The organism is Streptomyces sp. NPDC046915 (genome assembly GCF_040644935.1).
GTDB lineage: Bacteria > Actinomycetota > Actinomycetes > Streptomycetales > Streptomycetaceae > Streptomyces.
Window position 1 is genome coordinate 22,573 of the sequence record NZ_JBEYXB010000037.1, and the last position, 21,062, is coordinate 43,634.

General features: G+C 74.4%; 18 protein-coding genes. 10 read left to right on the forward strand and 8 right to left on the reverse strand.

Going from position 1 to position 21,062, the window contains the following annotated elements:
* Nucleotides 1-32: 32 nt before the first annotated feature.
* Together ABZ915_RS46135 and ABZ915_RS46140 are read left to right on the forward strand one after the other, a co-directional pair.
* Nucleotides 33-2,252, forward strand: a complete 2,220-nt coding sequence (locus ABZ915_RS46135) for an NADP-dependent isocitrate dehydrogenase (RefSeq protein ID WP_361816661.1) — start codon at nt 33-35, stop codon at nt 2,250-2,252.
* A 341-nt stretch (nt 2,253-2,593) separates the two neighbouring features.
* On the forward strand, nt 2,594-3,394 hold the full coding sequence (locus ABZ915_RS46140) for an N-formylglutamate amidohydrolase (protein ID WP_361816663.1): 801 nt from the start codon (nt 2,594-2,596) through the stop codon (nt 3,392-3,394).
* A 9-nt stretch (nt 3,395-3,403) separates the two neighbouring features.
* Here the strand turns inward: ABZ915_RS46140 and ABZ915_RS46145 are convergent, their stop codons facing one another.
* The 3 genes from ABZ915_RS46145 to ABZ915_RS46155 are packed head-to-tail and all read right to left on the reverse strand — an operon-like array spanning nt 3,404 to nt 5,963.
* Complete coding sequence (locus ABZ915_RS46145) at nt 3,404-3,883, reverse strand: hypothetical protein (protein ID WP_361816762.1); 480 nt, start codon at nt 3,881-3,883, stop codon at nt 3,404-3,406.
* A gap of 5 nt (nt 3,884-3,888) precedes the next feature.
* A complete protein-coding gene (locus tag ABZ915_RS46150; protein WP_361816666.1) occupies nt 3,889-4,527 on the reverse strand; it encodes a sigma-70 family RNA polymerase sigma factor in 639 nt (212 codons plus the stop codon).
* On the reverse strand, nt 4,524-5,963 hold the full coding sequence (locus ABZ915_RS46155) for a S8/S53 family peptidase (protein ID WP_361816669.1): 1,440 nt from the start codon (nt 5,961-5,963) through the stop codon (nt 4,524-4,526). The genes ABZ915_RS46150 and ABZ915_RS46155 overlap by 4 nt, the downstream gene beginning before the upstream one ends.
* 147 nt (nt 5,964-6,110) lie before the next feature.
* Here ABZ915_RS46155 and ABZ915_RS46160 point away from each other — a divergent pair, with 147 nt between their 5' ends.
* Nucleotides 6,111-8,681, forward strand: a complete 2,571-nt coding sequence (locus ABZ915_RS46160; RefSeq protein WP_361816765.1) for a CHAT domain-containing tetratricopeptide repeat protein — start codon at nt 6,111-6,113, stop codon at nt 8,679-8,681.
* Between the two features lie 31 nt (nt 8,682-8,712).
* On the opposite strand, the gene ABZ915_RS46165 is transcribed toward ABZ915_RS46160, so the two are convergent.
* Nucleotides 8,713-10,368, reverse strand: coding sequence for a LuxR C-terminal-related transcriptional regulator (locus tag ABZ915_RS46165; RefSeq protein ID WP_361816671.1), 1,656 nt, complete (start codon nt 10,366-10,368; stop codon nt 8,713-8,715).
* A 94-nt stretch (nt 10,369-10,462) separates the two neighbouring features.
* Between ABZ915_RS46165 and ABZ915_RS46170 the strand changes: the two genes are divergently transcribed.
* Nucleotides 10,463-11,548: a M12 family metallopeptidase gene (locus ABZ915_RS46170; protein WP_361816674.1), complete on the forward strand. Its 1,086-nt coding sequence runs from the start codon at nt 10,463-10,465 to the stop codon at nt 11,546-11,548.
* A gap of 114 nt (nt 11,549-11,662) precedes the next feature.
* Here the strand turns inward: ABZ915_RS46170 and ABZ915_RS46175 are convergent, their stop codons facing one another.
* The 4 genes from ABZ915_RS46175 to ABZ915_RS46190 all read right to left on the reverse strand — a co-directional run bounded on the left by ABZ915_RS46175 (nt 11,663) and on the right by ABZ915_RS46190 (nt 15,617).
* Nucleotides 11,663-13,036: an NtaA/DmoA family FMN-dependent monooxygenase gene (locus tag ABZ915_RS46175; RefSeq protein WP_361816677.1), complete on the reverse strand. Its 1,374-nt coding sequence runs from the start codon at nt 13,034-13,036 to the stop codon at nt 11,663-11,665.
* Between the two features lie 20 nt (nt 13,037-13,056).
* Nucleotides 13,057-14,265: an LLM class flavin-dependent oxidoreductase gene (locus ABZ915_RS46180; protein ID WP_361816680.1), complete on the reverse strand. Its 1,209-nt coding sequence runs from the start codon at nt 14,263-14,265 to the stop codon at nt 13,057-13,059.
* A gap of 198 nt (nt 14,266-14,463) precedes the next feature.
* Entirely contained in the window at nt 14,464-14,607 is a 144-nt protein-coding gene (locus ABZ915_RS46185) for a hypothetical protein (RefSeq protein ID WP_361816683.1), read from the reverse strand.
* A 110-nt stretch (nt 14,608-14,717) separates the two neighbouring features.
* The gene (locus ABZ915_RS46190) at nt 14,718-15,617 is read right to left on the reverse strand and encodes a glutathione S-transferase C-terminal domain-containing protein (protein ID WP_361816686.1); all 900 of its coding nucleotides are present in this window, start codon (nt 15,615-15,617) and stop codon (nt 14,718-14,720) included.
* Between the two features lie 438 nt (nt 15,618-16,055).
* Here ABZ915_RS46190 and ABZ915_RS46195 point away from each other — a divergent pair, with 438 nt between their 5' ends.
* The 6 genes from ABZ915_RS46195 to ABZ915_RS46220 all read left to right on the forward strand — a co-directional run bounded on the left by ABZ915_RS46195 (nt 16,056) and on the right by ABZ915_RS46220 (nt 21,054).
* Nucleotides 16,056-16,331: a hypothetical protein gene (locus ABZ915_RS46195; protein ID WP_361816689.1), complete on the forward strand. Its 276-nt coding sequence runs from the start codon at nt 16,056-16,058 to the stop codon at nt 16,329-16,331.
* Between the two features lie 105 nt (nt 16,332-16,436).
* Nucleotides 16,437-17,231 carry a hypothetical protein gene (locus tag ABZ915_RS46200; protein WP_361816692.1) on the forward strand — a complete coding sequence of 265 codons (795 nt, stop codon included), beginning with the start codon at nt 16,437-16,439 and terminating at the stop codon, nt 17,229-17,231.
* 68 nt (nt 17,232-17,299) lie between these two features.
* The gene (locus ABZ915_RS46205; RefSeq protein WP_361816695.1) at nt 17,300-18,460 is read left to right on the forward strand and encodes an FAD-binding oxidoreductase; all 1,161 of its coding nucleotides are present in this window, start codon (nt 17,300-17,302) and stop codon (nt 18,458-18,460) included.
* Entirely contained in the window at nt 18,457-18,765 is a 309-nt protein-coding gene (locus ABZ915_RS46210) for a (2Fe-2S)-binding protein (protein ID WP_361816698.1), read from the forward strand. Before ABZ915_RS46205 ends, ABZ915_RS46210 begins: the two co-directional genes overlap by 4 nt.
* Complete coding sequence (locus ABZ915_RS46215; RefSeq protein WP_361816701.1) at nt 18,749-20,164, forward strand: NAD(P)/FAD-dependent oxidoreductase; 1,416 nt, start codon at nt 18,749-18,751, stop codon at nt 20,162-20,164. Before ABZ915_RS46210 ends, ABZ915_RS46215 begins: the two co-directional genes overlap by 17 nt.
* Nucleotides 20,164-21,054, forward strand: coding sequence for a dihydrodipicolinate synthase family protein (locus ABZ915_RS46220; RefSeq protein ID WP_361816704.1), 891 nt, complete (start codon nt 20,164-20,166; stop codon nt 21,052-21,054). Before ABZ915_RS46215 ends, ABZ915_RS46220 begins: the two co-directional genes overlap by 1 nt.
* Nucleotides 21,055-21,062 lie beyond the last annotated feature (8 nt).

The window sequence follows — 21,062 nt, forward strand, 5'->3', positions numbered from 1 at the left end:
AGCAATGTTGCAGACGTGGAGCGGAGCACCCGGTGACTGACTCGACCATCATCTACACCTACACAGACGAGGCCCCGGCCCTGGCGACGCATTCGTTCCTGCCGGTGATCCAGGCCTACGCCTCGCAGGCCGGTGTCGACGTGGAGACTCGCGACATCTCGCTGGCCGGGCGCATCATCGCCCACTTCCCGGAGTACCTGAACGAGGACCAGCGCATCCCGGACGCGCTGGCCGAGCTGGGCGAGCTGGCCAAGACGCCCGAGGCCAACATCGTCAAGCTGCCGAACATCTCGGCGTCGATCCCGCAGCTCAGGGCCGCGGTCGCCGAGCTCCAGGGCAAGGGCTACGCGCTGCCGGACTACCCGGACGACCCCAAGACCGACGAGGAGCGCGAGATCCGCGCCCGCTACGACAAGGTCAAGGGCTCCGCCGTGAACCCGGTGCTGCGCGAGGGCAACTCCGACCGCCGCGCCCCGGCCTCGGTGAAGAACTACGCCAAGACCCACCCGCACCGCATGGGCGCCTGGAGCTCCGACTCCAAGACCAACGTGGCGACGATGGGCGTCGACGACTTCCGCTCCACGGAGAAGTCCGTGGTCATCTCGGAGGCCGGTTCGCTGCGCATCGAGCTCAAGGGTGACGACGGCTCCACCACCGTCCTGCGCGAGTCCGTGCCGGTCCTCGAGGGCGAGGTCGTCGACGCCTCCGTGATGCGCGTCGCCGCCCTGCGCGAGTTCCTGACCGCCCAGGTCGCCCGCGCCAAGGAGGAGGGTGTTCTCTTCTCCGTGCACCTGAAGGCCACGATGATGAAGGTCTCCGACCCGATCGTCTTCGGTCACGTGGTGCGCGCCTTCTTCCCGAAGACGTTCGCGAAGTACGGCGAGACCTTCGCCAAGGCCGGCCTGACCCCGAACGACGGTCTGGGCGGCATCCTCAAGGGCATCGAGTCGCTGCCCGAGGGTGCGGAGATCAAGGCCTCCTTCGACGCCGAGCTCGCCGAGGGCCCGGCGCTGGCCATGGTCGACTCCGACAAGGGCATCACCAACCTGCACGTCCCGTCCGACGTCATCGTCGACGCGTCCATGCCGGCCATGATCCGCACCTCGGGCCACATGTGGGGCCCGGACGGCCAGGAGGCCGACACCCTCGCGGTCCTGCCGGACTCCTCGTACGCCGGCGTCTACCAGGCCGTGCTCGACGACTGCCGCGCCCACGGCGCCTACGACCCGGCGGCCATGGGCTCCGTCCCGAACGTCGGTCTCATGGCGCAGAAGGCCGAGGAGTACGGCAGCCACGACAAGACCTTCGAGATCCCGGTCACCGGCACGGTCCGCCTGGTCGACCAGGCCGGCAACGCCGTGATCGAGCAGACGGTCTCCGCCGGCGACATCTTCCGCGCCTGCCAGACCAAGGACGCGCCGATCAAGGACTGGGTGAAGCTCGCCGTCACCCGCGCCCGCGCCACCGGCGACCCGGCCGTGTTCTGGCTGGACTCCACCCGCGCCCACGACGCCAACCTGATCGCCAAGATCGAGCAGTACCTGCCGGAGCACGACACCGAGGGCCTGGACATCAAGGTCCTCTCCCCCGTCGAGGCGACCAAGCTGTCGGTGGAGCGCATCCGCCGCGGCGAGAACACCATCTCGGTCACCGGCAACGTGCTGCGCGACTACCTCACCGACCTCTTCCCCATCCTGGAGCTGGGCACCAGCGCCAAGATGCTGTCGGTCGTCCCGCTGATGGCGGGCGGTGGTCTGTTCGAGACCGGCGCCGGCGGCTCCGCGCCGAAGCACGTCCAGCAGCTGGTCAAGGAGAACTACCTGCGCTGGGACTCGCTCGGCGAGTTCTTCGCGCTCGTCCCCGCCTTCGAGCAGTACGCGGCGGCCACCGGCAACACCCGCGCCAAGGTCCTCGCCGACACCCTCGACCGGGCCACGGCGACCTTCCTCAACGAGGACAAGTCCCCGACCCGCCGGGTCGGCGGCATCGACAACCGCGGCAGCCACTTCTACCTCTCCCTGTACTGGGCGCAGGAGCTGGCCCGGCAGACCGACGACGCCGACCTGGCCAAGGCGTTCGCCGCGTTCGCCGAGACGCTCACCGCGGGCGAGCAGGCGATCGTCGACGAGCTGATCGCCGTCCAGGGCTCGCCCGCCGACATCGGCGGCTACTTCCAGCCCGAGAAGGCCAAGGCGGACGCGGTCATGCGCCCGTCGGCCACCTGGAACGAGGCCCTCGCGTCCCTCAGCTGACGCGCACGGCCCGAGAGCCGTCCCGCTGAATGAGACTCCGCCCCGGCCGGCACCCCGGCCGGGGCGGAGCCGTACGGGCAGCCGAGCGGGAATGCCGTCGGCGACCGCGGGTATCCGACCGGGCATGCTCGCCATCATCGGCTACCAGTCCCATGACACCGCAGTGACCCTCTGGGCGTTCATCGGCTCGTTGCTGGTCGTCGTCGTGGTGGGCTGGTACGTCCGGCACCGGAGGTAGACGCGGCCCCCTGCGCGCCACGCGTGGCTCGGCATCGATCCGGCACATTGGTCCTGCCCCTTGCTCCCGCACCCTGCCACTGACCACACCCCCGGAGCCGCCCGTGTCCCGTCCGCTGCCCCCGTTCGACCTCCTGCCCGGTGCCGACGACTCACCCGTGATCCTGCATGTGCCGCACTCGGCGCGGGAGATACCGGACGGCGTGCGGGCGGGGATCGTCCTGGACGACGCCGCGCTGGAGCGGGAGCTGGACCACATCACCGACGCGCACACGGCCGAGCTCGCCGAGGCCGCGGCCGGGCTGGCCGGGGTGACGCCCTGGCGGTTCGTCAACCGGCTGTCGCGGCTGGTCGTCGACCCGGAGCGGTTCCCGGACGAGCGGGAGGAGATGCTCGCCGTGGGGATGGGCGCGGTGTACACGCGGACCACGCACCGGGCCGAGCTCAGGCCCGCCGGCACCGACCCGGAGCCGCTGGTCGAGCGGTACTTCCGGCCGTACGCCGAGGCCATGACGCGGGCGGTGGCCGGCCGGCTGGCCGCGACCGGGCGGGCCGTCGTGATCGACGTGCACTCCTATCCCACCGAGGCGCTGCCCTACGAGCTGCACGGAGCGGGGCCCCGCCCGCCGGTGTGCGTGGGCACCGACGCCTTCCACACGCCGCCCGAACTGGCGGAGCTGGCCCGGAAGGCGTTCGCGCGGTGCGGGGAGACGGGGCTGGACAGCCCGTTCAGCGGTACGTACGTGCCGCTCGACTTCTACGGCACCGACCAGCGGGTCGGCGCCCTGATGGTGGAGATCCGCCGGGACACCTACATGACCGAGCCCGGCGGACCCACCGTGGAACCGGGACTGTCCCGGCTGGCCGCGGCCCTGGCCACCCTGGTGGACGGCGCCTCCCGCTAGGGCCCGCGGTCAGGCCCGCAGCCACTCCGTGACGATCACGTCCCCGCCGGTCCGCAGCCGCAGTGCGAAAGGGCCCCTGGGCAGCGCCGCGCTGGTGAAGCGGCCCAGGGCGTCCGCCGCGACCGGGACCGCCGTCTGCGGGCCGCCGAGCACCTCGACGCGTGCCGTCTGCGGGGGCAGCACCTGCCCCATCAGCCCGTCCTCGCCGACCTCGACGTCCACGGTCAGCCCGCCCGCGCGGAAGGTCAGCATCCGGGGCGGGTCCGACGCGCCCCGGACCGGGAGGGCGTCGACCAGGGAGTCGAAGGTCAGCTCGGCGACGCGGGCCTCCAGATCAAGCAACGCGTAGGCGTCGATGGCCAGTTGGCGCAGCTCGGCGGGGACGGGGTCGAGGATGGCGGCAGCCTGGCGCAGTTCCTCCTCCAGGAGCCCACCACCGAAGTCGTCCTCGCCGAACGCGTCCTGGTCGCGGAAGTCGTCCTCGTGCATGCCGCTCACACCGCCCCTCGTGCGTCGAGCCGCGCCCGCAGCCTGCGCAGGCATCGCTGGCGCAGCGGTCCGATGCTGCCCACCGCGATGCCGAGGGCGGCGGACACCTCCAGATAACTCGGCGGCGGCGAGGACATCAGGACCCGCAGCAACTGGCGGCAGCGGTCGCCCAGTTCCTCGAACTCCTGCCACAGCCGCCGGATCCGCTCGGCCTCGGCGGCCGCCTCCTCCGAGTCCAGCAGCGACTGCTCGGGCGTACGGTCCTCGCTGACCCGGTCCAGTACCTGCGGATCGTCCGTCGGCATCAGCCGGGTCAGGCCCTTGATCACCTTCAGGCACTCGTGCCGCGCCGTGCTCGCCAGCCAGGCCCCCGCCTTCTCCGGCTCGCGGATGCGGCCGAGGTGCTGGGCGAAGCGGAACCACACGGTCTGGTAGACCTCCGAGCCGTCGGCGTCGGAGAGCCGGTGCGCGCGCACGACGGACCACACCAGCGGACTCAGCCCTTCCACGAGCGCCTTCCAGGCCGCCGCGTCGCCTTCGACGGCCGACCGGACCAGCGCCCCGACCTCTGCTCGGTCCACGGTCCCACCCCTCGTGTACGGCACGTCATCGTACGCCGCGGAGGGGACGCATCCGGTCCTCATGCGCCGGGAACCAGTCGCACGACGGGGACCGGACGCCAGGTGGCCGGCTTCAGCGCCGGTACGTGCGCCCCGCGCACTTCGGCGTACTCGGTGTTGGAGTCGAGCAACTGCCTGCGTGCGGCGCGCGGGTCGCCCTCCTTGTGCGCGGTCATGTGGGCGGCGACCAGCCCGGCGGCAACCGGGGTGGCGAACGAGGTTCCGCTCCACTGCGCGAACCCTTCGAACATGACCTGGTCCGCCTTGCCCGGGGTGCCCTGCCGCTCCTCGCTCAGCACCCCGGTGTGGCGCGGGTACTGGCAGGTGCAGGCGTAGGCGAAGCCGAACCGGCAGGAGTCGTACGTGGAGTGCTGGTAGACGTACGGCACGGGCCGGTCGAAGCCGGTGAGGGCGCTGGTGAGCCGCTCGCCGGGCGCGTACGCCCGTACCCAGGAGCCGTGGTTGGTGAAGCAGGCGCCGAACTCGCCGTCCCCGCGCAGCGCGCCGACCGACAGCACGGCGTCCTCGTAGTCGGGCAGCGAGGCGTAGGCGGCGGGCCAGAAGGGTGTGGCACTGGCGTTGTTGCCGGCCGCCGCGACCAGCAGGGTGCGCTGCTCGCGCAGTTCGCGCATGAAGGCGTCCACGCCGAGCAGCCCGTCGGTGCGGCCGTTGGGGGTGCCGGCGGAGAGGCTGATGATGTCGGGCCAGCCGCCCCGGTCGACGGCCTCGAAGAGCCTGGCGCCGAATTCGGACTCCAGGACGGCGCCCGCGTCGTCGAGCGTGTTGCGGACGGTGAGGTCGGTGTTGGGCGCGACGGCGGCGAGCAGTCCGGCGATGAACGTGCCGTGGCCGACGTACTGCCTGAGGACGCCGTCGTCGCCGGTCTCCGTCAGCTGGGCGTCCCCCTCGGCGCGGGCGAGCAGCGGGTAGGACCGGTAGTCGTGCATGAGGCCGTTGTCGATGACGAGGACGGCGACGGCGGTGTCCGGGTCGTACGGCGTCCCGTCCGCCGCCGGGTTGCACGGCCCGGTGAGGGGGGCGGGCTCCGGCTCGTCGCCGGGGCAGGCGTTGACCGACGCGATCGACACCACGTGGTTGCGGCTGACCAGCCGACGGCCCTGCCGGCCCTCGTGCTCGCGCATCGCCCGCAGCGCGTGGGCCACGGAGCGGTCGCCGCTGCGGTCGCCGTGGCCCGGGTCGCCGACCCGGATGCGGGTGACGCCGGTCCGGTTGGTCTCGGGGCTCTCCCGGCGCACGTGGTCGGCGACCAGGCCGGTGGCCTCGGTGAAGTGGCCGCGGACCGTGTCCTCGACGAGCCGGGCCTCCTCGCCGTCGCGGGCGAGGACGACGCCCTTCTCGTAGAAGAACTCGGCGGAGTCGTCCGGTCCCATCGCCAGCGGGACGTCCGGCATCGACCGCTGGACCTGTTCGAACTGTTCATGGAAGCGCTGAGGTGCCATGGCTTGTCCTCCCCCTGAGGCCGGTTTCGTCAGTCTGAGCCCACCGGCCGCCGATTGATACAGGCCCGGACCATGACGGGCCGTGACGGGACCACTACCATCCGAGGAGTGACAGCGACAGACGCGTCGGTCCTTCAGTTGCTGCCGATGGTGTTCGCCGCCCCCAACGAGGCCCTCGCCGGGGCGCAGGGGGTGCTGGACGCCGATCCGCCGCCGTTGCACGCCTCGGTCGCCCACCAGGTCATCGGCATCTGGCACCGGGACTTCGGCGACATCCAGATCGCCCTCGGCCATCTGCGGCGCGCCCGCGACCTCGCGGCGCGGGCCGAGTCGGCGGACCGGGAGGCGGACGTCCTGGCCACGCTCGGGGTCGCGTTGGTGCACGCGGGGCGCACACGGCAGGGGCTCACCTCGTTCGAGCGCGGGATCGCGCGCGGCACCGGGCACACCCGGGCCCGGGTGCTGTACCGCCGGGCCTACGTGTGGTGGGTGCTGGGCCGGCACCGGGAGGCACTGGGGGACGTGCGCCGGGCGATACCGGTGCTGCGGCAGGCCGACGACGTGATCTGGACGGCGCGTGCGCTGACCCTGCGGGCGACCGTGCACCTGGCGCTGGGCGCGGTGGACCGGGCGGACGCCGACTTCACGGCGGCCGAGCGGCTGTGGGAGACGACCGGCCAGGAGCACGACAAGGCCGACGCGGTGGAGAGCCGGGGCCTGGCCGCGTTCCGCTCCGGTGACATCCCGGCGGCGCTCCGTCTGCTCGACGAGGCCGAGGAGCGGTACGCCAAGCTCGGCACGCCCACGTTCATGCTGTGCGTCCGGCGCTGCGAGGTGCTGATGGCGGCCGGGCTCGCCCCGGAGGCCCTCGCCGAGGCGGACGCGGCGATCGCGGCGCTCGACGAGATCGGCGGGCAGTCCACCCGCAAGGCCGAACTGCTGCTGGCCGCCGCCCGTGCGGCCCGCTCGGCCGGGGACCCGCACACGGCGATCGCGCGGGCCGCCGTCGCCGTACGGCTGTTCGCCGGGCAGCGGCGCACCTGGTGGGAGACGCATGCCCGGCTGGTGCTGATCGAGGCGCGGGTGGCGGCGGGGCGCCGGTCGGGGCGGATGGTCGCGGACGCGGCCCGGGTGGCGGAGCGGCTGGCCTCGTTCGGCTCGCCCGCCGCGCCGGAGGCCTCGCTGCTCGCGGGCCGGATCGCGCTCGCCCTGGGCTGGACGGCGGACGCGGAACGGCATCTGGCGGTGGCCGCCCGCAGCAGACGCGCCGGGCCGCCGCCGGCCCGGATGACGGGCTGGGCGGCGCAGGCCCTCAGGGCGCGGGCGGCCGGTTCGGGGCGGGGCGTGCTTCAGGCGTGCCGGCGCGGGCTGGACGTGCTCGACGACCACCGGATGACGCTGGGCGCCTCGGAGCTGCGGGCCCGGGCCACCGCGCAGGGCGCGGAACTGGCGGCGCTGGCCCAGGAGGCGGGCCTCGCCCGGGGCGGGCCGCGGCGGCTGCTGGAGTGGAGCGAGCGGTGGCGGGCCACGATACTGTCCGCGCCGCCCACCCGGCCGCCCGCCGACCCCGCGCTGCTCAGCGGCCTGACCGCGTTCCGGGAGATCGCCGCCCGCGCGGAGGCCGCCCGCATGGACGGCCGCCCGGTGCCGGCCCTGGAGCGCGAACAGCGGCGCCTGGAGCGAGAGATCAGGTCCCGCACCCTGCACATGCGCGGCACCGCCCCCGGCTACGGGGACACCTCGTCCTTCGACCCGAGGCGGCTGCTGGACCGGCTCGGTGACACCCGGCTCGTCGAACTGGCCGTACTGGACGGGCGGGTGCACGTGCTGCTGTGCGGGCAGGGGCGGGTGCGGCGGTTCGAGGGCGGGGCGCTGGCGGAGGCGGTGGCCGAGGCGGAACACGTCCAGGCGGGGCTGCGGCGGCTCGCCCACCCGGGGGCGGAGGCCAGGCTGCCGGTGGTGGAGGCCGGGGGCCGCCGGCTTCAGGAGCTGCTGCTCGCCGGGGCGGTACGGCACCTGGGGTCCGGGCCGGTCGTGGTGGTGCCGCCGGGCGCGCTGCACCGGGTGCCGTGGGCGCTGCTGCCGTCGCTCAGGGAGCGGGTGCTGAGTGTGTCGCCGTCGGCGGGCAGCTGGCTGCGCGCCCGGGACACCGAGCCGCCGCCGGGCGGCCGGCAGGTGCTGGTGCGCGGCCCGGGGCTGGCGACGGGCGGCGCCGAGGTGCCGGAACTCGCGGGCCGCTACGGCACGGCGACGGTCCTGGAGGGCGACGACGCACAGGTCCCCCGGGTGCTGGACGAGCTCGACGGCGCCACGCTCGCCCATCTGGCGGCGCACGGCACGTTCCGTGCGGACAGCCCCCTGTTCTCGTCGCTGCGGATGTCCGACGGCCCGCTCATCGTGCACGACTTCGAGCGTCTCGACCGCAGCCCGTACCGGATCATCCTCTCCAGCTGCGACACCGCCCGGCTCGCCTCGGTCGGCGCCGACGAGCTGCTGGGCCTGGTGACCGCGCTGCTGCCGCTGGGCACCGCCGGGGTGGTGGCGAGCAGCGCGCCGGTCAGCGACGCGGCGGTGGTGCCGCTGATGCTCGCGCTGCACAAGGGCCTGGGGGCGGGCCTGTCCCTCGCCGAGGCGCTCCGCGACGCCCGGGCCGCGCTGCCCGGGGACGCGGTGCACCAGGCGACCGGGTGGGCGTTCGCGGCGTTCGGGGCGGCCTGACCTCGCCGCATGCCGGCTGCCCGGCCGGCGGTCACGCCGACCGCGGCAGCCGCGCCCGGTCGCTCGCCCCGAGCCGCGTGTAGGCGCTGTACAGGTGGTTGCCGACGGTGCGCACCGACAGCGTGAGCCGCTCCGCGATCTGCCGGTTGCTCAGCCCGGCCGCCGCGAGGGCGACGATCTGCCGTTGCCGGGCGGTGAGTTCGCCCAGTACCAGCCCGGACAGGGCCGGGGTGCGGGCGTCCTGGCAGCGGCGGGCGAGGGCGAGCGCGCGGGTGCGGGAGGTGCGGGCGGCGCCCGGGTCGCGGTGCGCGTGGGCGGCCTGTGCGTACGCCTCGGCCGCGAACAGCAGGAAGCCGCGCTGCCGCAGCGCCTCGGCCGCCCGGTCCAGCGCGGGTCCGTCGCCGCGGGCGAGCGCGTCGGCGTGCCGGGCGAACACGCCCCCTGCCGGGAGGTGCCCGGCGGCCTGCTCGGGACCGTACTCCCCTTGCGCGAGGGCCAGTTCGCCACGGCAGGCGGGGTCGTCCGGTGCGTCCCGCAGCCCTTCGCGCGCCCAGGCCGCCGCCTCCCGCACTTCACCCCTCAGCCGTGCGAACCGGGCGCGTACGGCGGCGTACCCGGCCGGTACCCGGGCGCCCTCCCCCGCCAGCCACTCCCCCACCGGCGTCGGCAGGGCCCGTACGTCCGCCTCCTCGATCCGGCGGGCCAGCGCGTCCCGTTCGGCCGCCAGGGCCGGGCCGCAGTCCTGCGGTGTGCGCGCCAGGCGCCTGGCGCGCAGCCGTCCGGCGCCGGCGCGCAGGACCGGGCCGTGCAGGGGGTGGGAGAGGCGGACGGCACCCTCGTCGTCGACCTGTACGAGACCGCCGGCCTCCAGGCCCTCCACGGTCTCCAGGTCCAGTTCGTCGAGGCGCAGGGGCAGCGGCTCGGCGAAGGCGAGCCGCTGAAGGATCTCGCGTTCACCCGGACCCGGGCGTTCCAGGACGTGGGCGACGCGTTCGCGTACGGCGGCGGTCACCGGCACCGGGCCGCGCCAGGCCCATTCGTCGCCGTCTCGTACCCGGGTGAGCAGGCCGCCTTCGACCAGCGCGCCCACCAGTTCGCGCAGCAGCCTCAGGTCGCCCCCGCACAGCCGGTGCAGCCGGCCCGTCGTGAGCGGCTCCAGGGCACGGCCCGCGCCCGCGGTGAGCAGCCTCGCGGTCTCCTCGCGCGGCAGCGGCTCCAGGGCCAGGCGGGGCAGCAGCTCGCCGGTCCACAGCCGGGACACGGCGGCGGGCACCGGGGCGCCGTCGTCCGCCGCGATCACCACGAGGCGGGTACGCCCGTGCACGGCGAGCTGGTGGACCAGGGCGGCGGAGGCGTCGTCGAGGAGATGCGCGTCGTCGACCACGAGCAGGCGCACACCGGACAGCAGCCGCACCGCGCGGTGCAACGAGACCACCTCGGGCAGCAGGTGCGCGAACGCGGCGAAGTCGAGCCGGCGCGTCTCGGGCGTCCCGGTGACCCGGGCGCAGTCGGTGCCCCGGACGGCCTCGGTGACCAGCCGTGTCTTGCCGCGGCCGGACGGTCCGGTCACGACGATGCCGTGCCGTGCGCCGGTCAGGGACCGGCGGACCAGGTCCAGTTCGTCCTCCCGGCCGGTGAACGGCCAGGGCGGTTCGAGCGTCCGCGCGTCCGGTTCGTAAGTCGTCACACCAGTGAGAGACGGGATACTCACGTCTGATACAGGGGGACTTGAGTAGACCTCGACTCAGGCGCCCGGCGGGGTGCGGCGGCAGTCTGGGGCCATGACCGCTCGCTACTGCTCGCTCCCGCAGCAGTCGGCCCCCTCCTTCGCACCGGGGCTGACCGCCGAGCGGCTGAGCGCGCTGACCGGCGGGCGGCGGATGTGGGTCAACGGCACGGTCCTGCACTACCACTTCTTCGACGCCGGCACCGACGCGTCGGTGATCCCCGTCCCGGGGACCGGGGAGACCCGCCGGGTGTCGTGGGTCGGGGCCGAGGAGCAGCGGGACGCGGTGCGCGAGGGCTTCCGCCAGTGGCGGGACCTCGGCATCGGCGTGACCTTCGCCGAGGTCGGCGACCGCCGGGAGGCGGAACTGCGCATCGGGTTCCAGGCCGGTGACGGCTCCTGGTCGGCCGTCGGCCGGGACGCGCTGACGGTCGGCCGGGGCGAACGCACCATGAACTTCGGCTGGGACCTGACCGCGCCCGGGGAGCGCGGGACGGCACTGCACGAGATCGGGCACGCGCTCGGCATGCTGCACGAGCACCAGAGCCCGGTCGCCGGGATCCACTGGGACGACGAGGCCGTGTACGCCGATCTGGCGGGCCCGCCGAACTTCTGGAGCCGGGACACGACGTACGCCAGCATCCTGCGCAGGCTGGACCCGTCCGAGGCCAACGGGTCCGTGTGGGACCCGCAGTCGGTCATGGAGTTCCCCTTCGGGCCGGGGCTGGTCCTGGAACCGGAGCAGTACCGGGCGGGCCTGCACCCGCCGGGTTCGCTGTCCCCGGCGGACAAGGAGTTCGTGCTCCGCTGGTATCCGCCCGCCGAGCCGTCCCGGCCGCCCGCGCTGGTGCCGTTCCGCTCGGCGCCGCTGGGCCTCGGACCGGGCGGGCAGGCCGACTTCACCGTCGAGCCGCCGGAGACCCGCGCGTACACCGTGGGCACCTTCGGGGACGCCGACAGTGTGCTCGTGGTCTTCGAGGAACGCGACGGGGAGCCGCGTTACCTCGCCGGCCGGGACGACGGGGGCACACCGCACAACGCGACCGTCCAGGTCCGGCTCGTCAAGGGCCGCCGCTACTTCGTCCGCGTCCGTCTGTACTCCACCTGGGGTTCGGGCGAGACAGCCGTCATGTGCTGGTGACAGCACAGGCCGCGACGCGGGCGTCCGGACCACAGTCCGGCACCGGGGGAGCGGCCGCGGACGTCACCTTCGGGGGAGGGAGACGTCCGCGGCCACACCGGTCCTGGCTGAACCTCACGACGCCACCCCCTCGCCCCGCAGTTCGTCCGGGTGGGCGAGCCCCAGGTGGTCGCGCAGGGTGGTGCCCTCGTAGTCGGCGCGGAAGACGCCCTGTTCCTGGAGGAGCGGGACGACCCGGTCGGCGAACGGGTCGAGGCCGCCGGGGGTGAGGTGCGGGACGAGGACGAAGCCGTCGGACGCGTCCGCCTGCACGAACTCGTTGACGGTCTTCGCGACGGTGGACGGGGAGCCGACGAAGGTCTGCCGGTTGCCGGTGTTGATGATCAGGTCGCGGATGGACCAGTCGTTGGCCTCGGCGAGCTCCCGCCACTCGCGGGCGAGGGCGACCGGGTCGCGGTACATCCGTACCTGGGCGCGGCCCCGGGAGATGTGCTCCTCGCTGACCACCAGGTCCACGTCGGGCAGCGGGCCGTCCGGGTCGTACGCCGACAGGTCCCGGTTCCAGACGAACTCCAGGTGCTTGACGGCGGTGGCCCCGCTGACCTGCTGCCGGCGCACCTCGCGCGCCAGTTCCTCGGCCTCGGCGTCGGTGTCGCCGAGGACGAAGGTCGCGGCGGGCAGGATGAGCAACTGGTCATGGCCTCGCCCGTACTTGGCGAGGCGGCCCTTGACGTCGGTGTAGAAGGCCTGCCCCTCCTCCAGGGTGGCGTGCCGGCTGAAGATCGCGTCGGCACCGGAGGCGGCGAACTCCCGGCCCTCCTCGGAGTCGCCCGCCTGGAAGATCACCGGGCGGCCCTGCGGGGAGCGGGGGACGTTGAAGCGGCCGTGGATGTCGAACTGTTCGCCCCGGTGCACGAAGGCGCCGGCCTTCGCGTCGCTGAGGAAGGTGCCGCTGTCCTGGTCGGCGAGGATCTCGTCGCCGCGCCAGGAGTCGAACAGCTCGTGCGCGGTGGCCAGGAACTCGCGGGCGCGTGCGTAGCGCTCCTCCTGCGGCAGGAAGCCGCCCCGGCGGAAGTTCTCGCCGGTGAAGGCGTCCCAGGAGGTGACGACGTTCCAGGCGGAGCGGCCGCCGGAGAGGTGGTCGAGGCCGGCGAACTGGCGGGCCACCTCGTAGGGCTCGTTGAAGGTGGAGTTGATGGTGCCGGCCAGCCCGAGCCGGTCGGTGACGGCGGCGAGCGCGGCCAGCACGGTGAAGGTGTCGGGGCGGCCGACCACGTCCAAGTCGTAGATCTCCCCGCCCTGTTCGCGCAGCCTGAGGCCCTCGGCGAGGAACAGCAAGTCGAACTTGGCGCGTTCGGCGGTGCGCGCGAAGTGCGCGAAGGAGGCGAACTCGATGTGGCTGCCGGCGGCCGGGTCGCTCCACACGGTGGTGTTGTTGACGCCCGGGAAGTGGGCGGCCAGATGGATCTGCTTCAGCGGCTTGCTCATGGTCGTATCGGCCCTCCGGCTCAGACGGTGGCTCGGGCATAGCGGTTGGCGGGGCGGGCGAGCCCGAGGAGGCCGCGCAGGGTGCCGGCCTCGTAGGTACCGCGGAACAGGCCCCGGCGCTGGAGTTCGGGCACGAGCCCCCGGGTGATCGCCGCCAGGTCGTGGCCGAGCACGGCCGGCCGCAGCCGGAAGCCGGTCAGCCCGGCGCCGCGCAACTCCTCCAGGAGGTCGGCGAGTTGGCCGGGGGTGCCGGTGAAGATCCGGGCGTCACTGGTGTACGGGGTGCCCGCGAGGGCGTCGAGGCGCTCGCGGCGGGCCGCGGCCCGGCCCGGGTCCTCGTCCAGGAAGACCACCAGGTCGCCGAAGACGTGCAGGCGATCGCCGGCGCGCCCGGCGGCCTCCTGCTCGGCGCGGATCTCGGCGACGATCGCACGGGCCTGGACGGTGTCGTGCGGGGTGACGTAGCCGATGTCGGCCTGGCGGGCCACGAGCCGGTACGGCACCGTCCGGTGGGCGAGCGCGGTGACCGGCGGCTGGCCCTGGGGCGGGCGGGGTGTGATCGAGGGGCCCTTGACGCTGAAGTGGCGGCCGTCGAAGTCGATGTGGTGCAGCTTGCCGCGGTCGACGAACCGGCCGCTGGCCGCGTCCCGGATCTCCGCGTCGTCCTCCCAGCTGTCCCAGAGGCGGCGAACGACCTCCACGTAGTCCGCGGCCTCGTCGAACAGGTCCGTGACCAGTTCCCCCGCGGCCGGGCTGTCGTAGGCGTCGATGACGGGGACGGTACGGCGGCCGAAGTGCGCGGCCTCGTTCGGCCGGGCGGTGATCTGCACGCGCAGGCCGGCACGGCCGGTGCTGACGTAGTCGAGCGTGGCGATCGCCTTGGAGATGTGGAACGGCTCCGTGTGCGTGGCCACCACGGTCGGCACCAGGCCTATGTGCCGGGTGAGCGGGGCGATCCGGGAGGCGATGAGCACGGCGTCGAGCCGGCCGCGCACCTGGTCGGTGCGTTCGTCCGGCTCCAGGAAGTGCGAGGACTGCGGGCCGAGACCGTCCTCAATGGTCACGAAGTCGAGGAGACCGGCCTCCGCCTCGGCGACCAGGCCGGCCCAGTAGCCGGCGGTGAACAGGTCCCGGGGCCGGGCCACCGGCTCGCGCCAGGACGCCGGGTGCCAGCCGGTGCCGTCGAGGGCGACGGCGAGGTGCAGGGGGGAAACGGGAGTCGATGACACGAGTGGGTGCCTTCCTGGAGGTCCGTACGAGGGCACGCCGGGCCGCACGGGAACGGGTCCACGGCGGAGGAGAGGACTGCTCAGGAGCAACGACGCAGGGCGCCGGCCACGCGCTGGAGGTCGGTGTGGGGCCGGGAGCGGCGCACGGGGCGGGCGGGGCCGCGACGGCGGGATGACGCGAGGAACGTCAGGAAGCGGTCAGACCCGGCGGCGGGCACGGCCCGGCGCGGTACACAGTGCGCTGCTGACGCGGAGCAGATCGACGGCACGGTCGGCGACCAAGGGGTTCGGCTGCACGCAGCTCAGGGGGCGGCGGGCCGCCGTCCTGAAAGCTGCGTACATGTCCGTCACCTGTCGCTGTGCCGGCCCGGACGGGCCGTGCGCTTGCCAGAGCCGTAAGTAAAGGAGTCCGGCCGCAGGGATGTCAACGCCGGTCCATGCAATGGACCGGCTCAGGCGCCGCTGACCTGCGCACCGGCACCCGGGGAGTCCGCGGCATGGCCCCTCCAGTCCAGGATCTGGACGGCGGCTCCGGCGGCCTCGAGCCCCTTGCAGTGGCCGTGGTGGCGGCGGGCGATGCCGTCGAGGTCGAGGTGGGACCCGAAGGCGGGGTGGGCGGCCAGGCGCCGGGCGTAGGCCCACAGCACCGGGTGGCCGGCGATGCGGTGCACGGCGGAGGCGTCGAGGTGGCAGCGGTGCACGGTGTCCAACTCCACCAGCGCGACCCACAGTTCCATGTCGGCGGCGGTGAGCCGGCCGCCGACGAGGTACTCCTCGCCGTCCAGGTACCGCTCCAGCCTGCCCAGCGTGTCCAGCAGCGACTCCAGTGCGGCGGCGCGCTCGGCGGGGCCGGCGTCGGCCTGACCGGCGCGCTGCGCGGCCTCCTGGATGCCCTCGGCGCAGAGCCGTTCCACGGCTTCGATCTCGCTCTCGGTGCCGCACGGGTACAGGGAGGCACGGCCGTCCCGGGGGAAACGGTCCAGGTCGCGCAGTATGTCCGGGGCATGGGTGCTGACGATGCGTCCGGACCAGTCGTCGCTGAGCACCGGCGCGAGGGCCGGCCCGGTGTAGTGATGTGCGCTCGCCTCGTACAGCGGGCGCAGGGCCGAGTGGCCGCCGCCGGGACCGTCCGGTACGGCGGGCAGCAAGGTGACCGGACAGCTGCCGTCGAGGCCGAGCAGGCCGTGCCCGATGGCGAGGCGCAGCCCGTCGGGGCAGGCGGTCGACAGATGGATCCGGTAGCGGTGCGGCACGGCGTGGTGGCCGCTGCGCGCGTCCCGGCCGAGGCGGCCCCGGAAGGCGGGGGCGGTCCGGCGGGCGGACGGGACGGCGGCGAGCGGAGTGATGGACATGCGTCTCCCCGGGGTACGGGCGCGCGGACGTACGCGCGGCGGAAGCGTCGTCGGACAGGGGGCGCCGAGGCGTGCCGGACAGGTCCGGGGTTCCCGGAGCGGCTCGGACCGGCTCAGGAGGCTGATCGTGCGCTGCACACGCGCAGCAGGTCGATGTGCCGGCGGGAGGTGAGCAGGGGTGAGGCCGGTGTACGGCTCACGCGGCCGGTGGCCGTCTCGACGCGCCCCATGTTTCCCTACCTGTTCACTAGGATTCCCACGGCGAGTGTCGATCCGGCTCGCGACGGCGTCAAGTGGGCGTCCACGCCTGGGACACCCGGGGGCCGCGGCATGGCGGGCCGGGCGTCCGAGTTGCCGGACGGCGGTCCGCGCGGTGGTCTGGAAGCGGGCGGGTCTGGTGGAAGGGGGCCGGACGCGATGGCAAAGGAGCCGGGCCGCGTGACCGGGGCGGTCCCAGGAGCCGTGCCCGAGACGTTCGTGTTCGTGTGCGCCGGCTGCGGCCATGTCTGGCAGGCCGTCTTCCAGGTGGTGTTCTTCACCGACCCGGTCTCCGTGTACACCCAGGAGTACGTGGACGAGGCCGGCCGGGCTCTGCGGTCGCCCCTCGCCGACGCGGTCTGCCCCCGCTGCGGCGGACGCCGGGTCCGCGTGACCACACCGGAACGCGCCGCACGGGCCGCGCACCCGCCCCGGGCGGGCGGCGGCTCCGGATGAGCGCGGCGCGCCGTTCCTCGCCCGAACGGCGCCGTGCGGATGGCCGACCGCCGAAGAGGATGGTGGCGTGGGAGGACGTACCGCGTTCCCGAGGAGGCCGTCGCGATGAACCGTCCGTCCCGTCCCGTGCGTGTTCTCGCCCCGGTCCTGGCCACGGGGATCCTGCTGGCCGTGGCGGCCTGCGGGAACCAGGGCGGCTCGTCCGGCACGACGTCCGCCTCACCCACGCCGACCTCCCCCGCGACCGCCACGCCCGCGCTGACCGGCACGGGAGCGCGGGCGGCCCTGATCACGAAGGACGACCTGGGGAACAACTGGACGCAGGCGAACAACGCCGCGACCTGGCGCGACAGGCTCCTCGTCGGAAATGTCGACGTCGCCGCGTTCCTCAATGCCAGGACGACCGACGCCCGCTGCCAGAAGCTGCTCGACAGCCTGTACTCCGACACCCTCCTGGGCCGGGCGCCCGGCGCGTCGGCGCTGACCGGCTTCACCCAGGGCGACGCCCGGCTGCTGTACCAGGTCGGCGACTACGGCCAGGCCTCACTGGAGAAGTCCCTGGACTGGGTCAAGAGCCTCCCGGACAAGTGCGCCCAGTTCACCGCGACCGGGTCCGACGGCGGCAAGCGGACGGTGCAGGTGGCCAAGAACTCGCTGCCCTCGGCGGGCGACGATCGCCAGGGGCTGACCGTCACGATGCGGGGCACCGCGGACGGCAAGCCCGTCACCGTCACCGTGGACGTGGCCGCCGTGCGGGTCGGCGCCTCCGGCATCACCGTCACCAACGGCGGCCCGTCCGGCGCCGGCCACGACACCACCGCGACCGCGGTGCGGCAGGGCGCCCAGCGCCTGAAGGACGTCCTCGCCGGGAAGACTCCGCCCGGCACCCCGAGCCCATGAGACCGGCCACCCCGGATCCACGCCGCCGAGCCCTCCCCAGCGTCAGCGATATGTGACATAGTACTGACGTGGCGAAGCGGCTGACCTGCGATGTCGTGGTGGTCGGCGCCGGGATGACGGGCGCGGCCTGTGCCCTGTACGCGGCACGGGCGGGCCTGGACGTCGTCCTCGTCGACCGGGGCCCGGTGGCCGGCGGCACGACCGGCGCGGGCGAGGGCAACCTGCTCGTCTCCGACAAGGAGCCCGGCCCGGAACTCGCGCTCGCCCTGCTCTCCGCCCGGTTGTGGTCGGACCTGGCCCGCGAGGACGGCGCCGCGTACGAGTACGAGTCCAAGGGCGGCGTCGTGGTGGCCGCCACCCCCGAGGACCTCGCCGCCCTGTCCGGCTTCGCCGCCGGCCAGCGGGGAGCCGGGGTCACCGCGGTGCCCGTGGACGCGGACCGGCTCCCCGACCTCGAACCCCATCTGGCGCCCGGCCTCGCGGGCGCCGTGCACTATCCGCAGGACGCCCAGGTCATGCCGGCGCTGGCCGCCGCCCGCCTGATCCGTGCCTCGGGCGCCCGCCTGTGCACCGGCTGGACGGTGACCGGCGTGCTGCGCACGGCCGGCGGCGCGGTGCGCGGCGTGCGCACCGACCGCGGGGACGTCCACGCGCCGGCCGTGGTGAACGCCGCCGGGACCTGGGGCGGCGACTTCGCCCGCCTGGCCGGGGTGCGCCTTCCCGTCCTGCCGAGGCGCGGCTTCGTCCTGGTCACCGAGCCGCTGCCCCGGCTGGTGCGGCACAAGGTGTACGCCGCGGACTACGTGGCCGACGTGGCCAGCGACTCGGCCGCGCTCCAGACCTCACCGGTCGTCGAGGGCACGGCCGCCGGTCCCGTGCTCATCGGTGCGAGCCGCGAACGGGTCGGCTTCGACCGCTCGTTCTCGCTGCCCGTCGTACGGGCCCTGGCGGCCGGGGCGACGCGGCTGTTCCCGTTCCTCGGGCGGGTGCGCGCGATGCGGACGTACCTGGGGTTCCGGCCGTACCTGCCCGATCACCTGCCCGCGATCGGCCCCGACGTGCGCGTCCCCGGGCTGCTGCACGCCTGCGGGCACGAGGGCGCGGGCATCGGACTGGCCACCGGGACGGGGCACTTGATCGCCCAGGCACTGACCGGGACACCGACGGAACTGGACCTCGCGCCCTTCCGGCCGGAACGGTTCGCGGCGAACGGGGTGAACACCGCGTGAATCCACTGGAGTTGGCCGGGGCACGGCCCGGCCCCGCGTTCACGGTCACCTTCGACGGCCGTCCGGTCGAGGCGCTCCCCGGCCAGACGGTCGCCGCCGCGCTCTGGGCGGCGGGCGTGACCGCGTGGCGTACCACCCGGCGCGAGGGCCGCCCCCGCGGGGTCTTCTGCGGTATCGGCGTCTGCTTCGACTGCCTGGTGACGGTCAACGGCAGCCCGAACCAACGGGCTTGCCTGGTGCCCGTCCAGCCGGGCGACGTCATCCGCACCCAGGAGGGGACGGGACACGATGGCCACGACGGCTGAGCGGATGCGCCTCGTCGTCGTCGGCGCGGGCCCGGCGGGGCTCGCCGCGACCCTGGCCGCGGCGGCCCGCGGGGTGCACGTCACCCTCGTGGACGCCGGCCCGGAGGCGGGCGGCCAGTTCTACCGGCAGCCCGCCACCGCCCTCGGCGCGCGCCGCGCCCGCGCGCTGCACCACCAGTGGCACACCTGGGAGCGGCTGCGGGACGGACTCGACGGGCATCGCACGGCGGGCCGCGTCGCCCACCTGACGGATCATCATGTCTGGTGCGTCGAGCGGCGGTCGGCCGGCTTCACCGTGCACGCGCTGCGCGGCCCGGCGCAGGAGGAACCCGCGGCGGTGCGCGCCGACGCGGTGCTCCTGGCCACCGGCGGCTACGAGGTCGTACTGCCCTTCCCTGGCTGGACGCTGCCCGGTGTCGTCACCGCGGGCGGTGCGCAGGCCATGCTCAAGGGCGGGCTGGTGCTGCCGGGACGGACGGCCGTCGTCGCCGGGACCGGGCCGCTGCTGCTGCCTGTCGCCGACGGCCTCGCGGCGGCGGGCGCGCGGGTCACCGCGCTCGTGGAGTCCGCCGACCCGAAGGCCCTGGCCCGCCGCCCGGCGGCGCTGGCCGCACAGCCCGGCAAGCTCGCCGAGGGCGCCGGGTACGCGGTACGGCTCCTGCGGCACCGCACACGCCTCCTGGCCCGCCACACCGTCGTCGAGGCGCACGGCACGGACCGGCTGGAAGCGGTCACCGTCGCCGCCCTGGACGCCTCCGGCCGAGTCCGGCCCGGCAGTGCGCGCCGCCTGACCTGCGACGCCCTCGCGGTCGGCCACGGCATGCTGCCGCACACCGACCTCGCCGACACACTGGGCTGCGCCCTGGACGGGCAGCGGGTGCGTGTCGACGACGAGCAGCGCACCGACGTCCCGGGCGTCTGGGCGGCCGGCGAGGCCACCGGCATCGGCGGCGCGGCCCTCGCGCTCGCCGAGGGACACATCGCCGGCCGCTCGATCGCCGCCCGGCTGCACGGCCGGGAGCCCGACCCCACGGCCTGGTCGGCGGCGGCCCGGTCCCGTACCCGCCTGAGGGCGTTCTTCACGGCCGTCGACGCGGTGTACGCGCCCGACGCCCGCTGGCCGGACCGCGTCCCGGACGACACCGTGGCCTGCCGCTGCGAGGAGGTCACCGCCGGCGAGGTCCGCGCGGCCGTGCGCGAGCTCGGCGCGGGCGATCCGCGCACCGTGAAGCTGCTCACCCGGGCCGGGATGGGCTGGTGCCAGGGCCGGATGTGCGGACCGGCGGTGGCGGGCCTCGCCGGCTGCGAACTCACCTCCGCCCGGCGGCCGTTCGCCCGTCCCGTACCACTGGGCGTGCTGGCCGCCGGTTTCGAAGATCCCACCGAGGAAGGACCCTGATGACCGACCACCGCCCCTGGCACGGCGTCCTCGTCGCCACCGCCCTCCCGCTCGACGACGACCTCACGGTGAACTACGACAGGTACGCCGAGCACTGCGCCTGGCTCGTCGACAACGGCTGCGACGGCGTCGTGCCGAACGGCTCGCTCGGCGAGTACCAGGTGCTCACCCCCGCCGAGCGCGCCAAGGTCGTCGAGACGGCCGTCGCCGCGATCGGCGGCCGGCGCGTGATGCCGGGCGTCGCCGCCTACGGCTCGGCCGAGGCCCGCCGCTGGGCCGAACAGGCCCGGGAGGCGGGCTGCGGCGCGGTGATGCTGCTGCCGCCCAACGCCTACCGTGCCGACGAGCGTTCGGTGCTCGCCCACTACGCGGAGGTCGCGAAGGCGGGCCTGCCGGTGGTGGCGTACAACAACCCGATCGACACCAAGGTCGACCTCGTGCCCGAACTCCTCGCCCGGCTGCACGGCGAGGGCCTGATCCACGGGGTGAAGGAGTTCTCGGGCGATGTCCGCCGTGCCTACCGCATCGCCGAACTCGCCCCGGAACTGGATCTGTTGATCGGCGCGGACGACGTGCTGCTGGAGCTGGCGATCGCCGGTGCCAAGGGCTGGGTGGCCGGCTACCCGAACGCGCTGCCCACCGCCTGCGTCGAGCTCTACCACGCGGCCACCGGCGGCGACCTCGTCACGGCCGAGCGGCTCTACCGGCAGCTGCACCCGCTGCTGCGCTGGGACTCGCGCACGGAGTTCGTGCAGGCGATCAAGCTGTCCATGGACGTCGTGGGACGGTACGGCGGTCCCGTACGGCCGCCGCGCATGCCGCTGGCGCCCGAGCAGGAGGCCACCGTCCGGGCGGCCACCGAGAAGGCCGTCGCGGCGGGCCTGGACTAGGAGGAGTT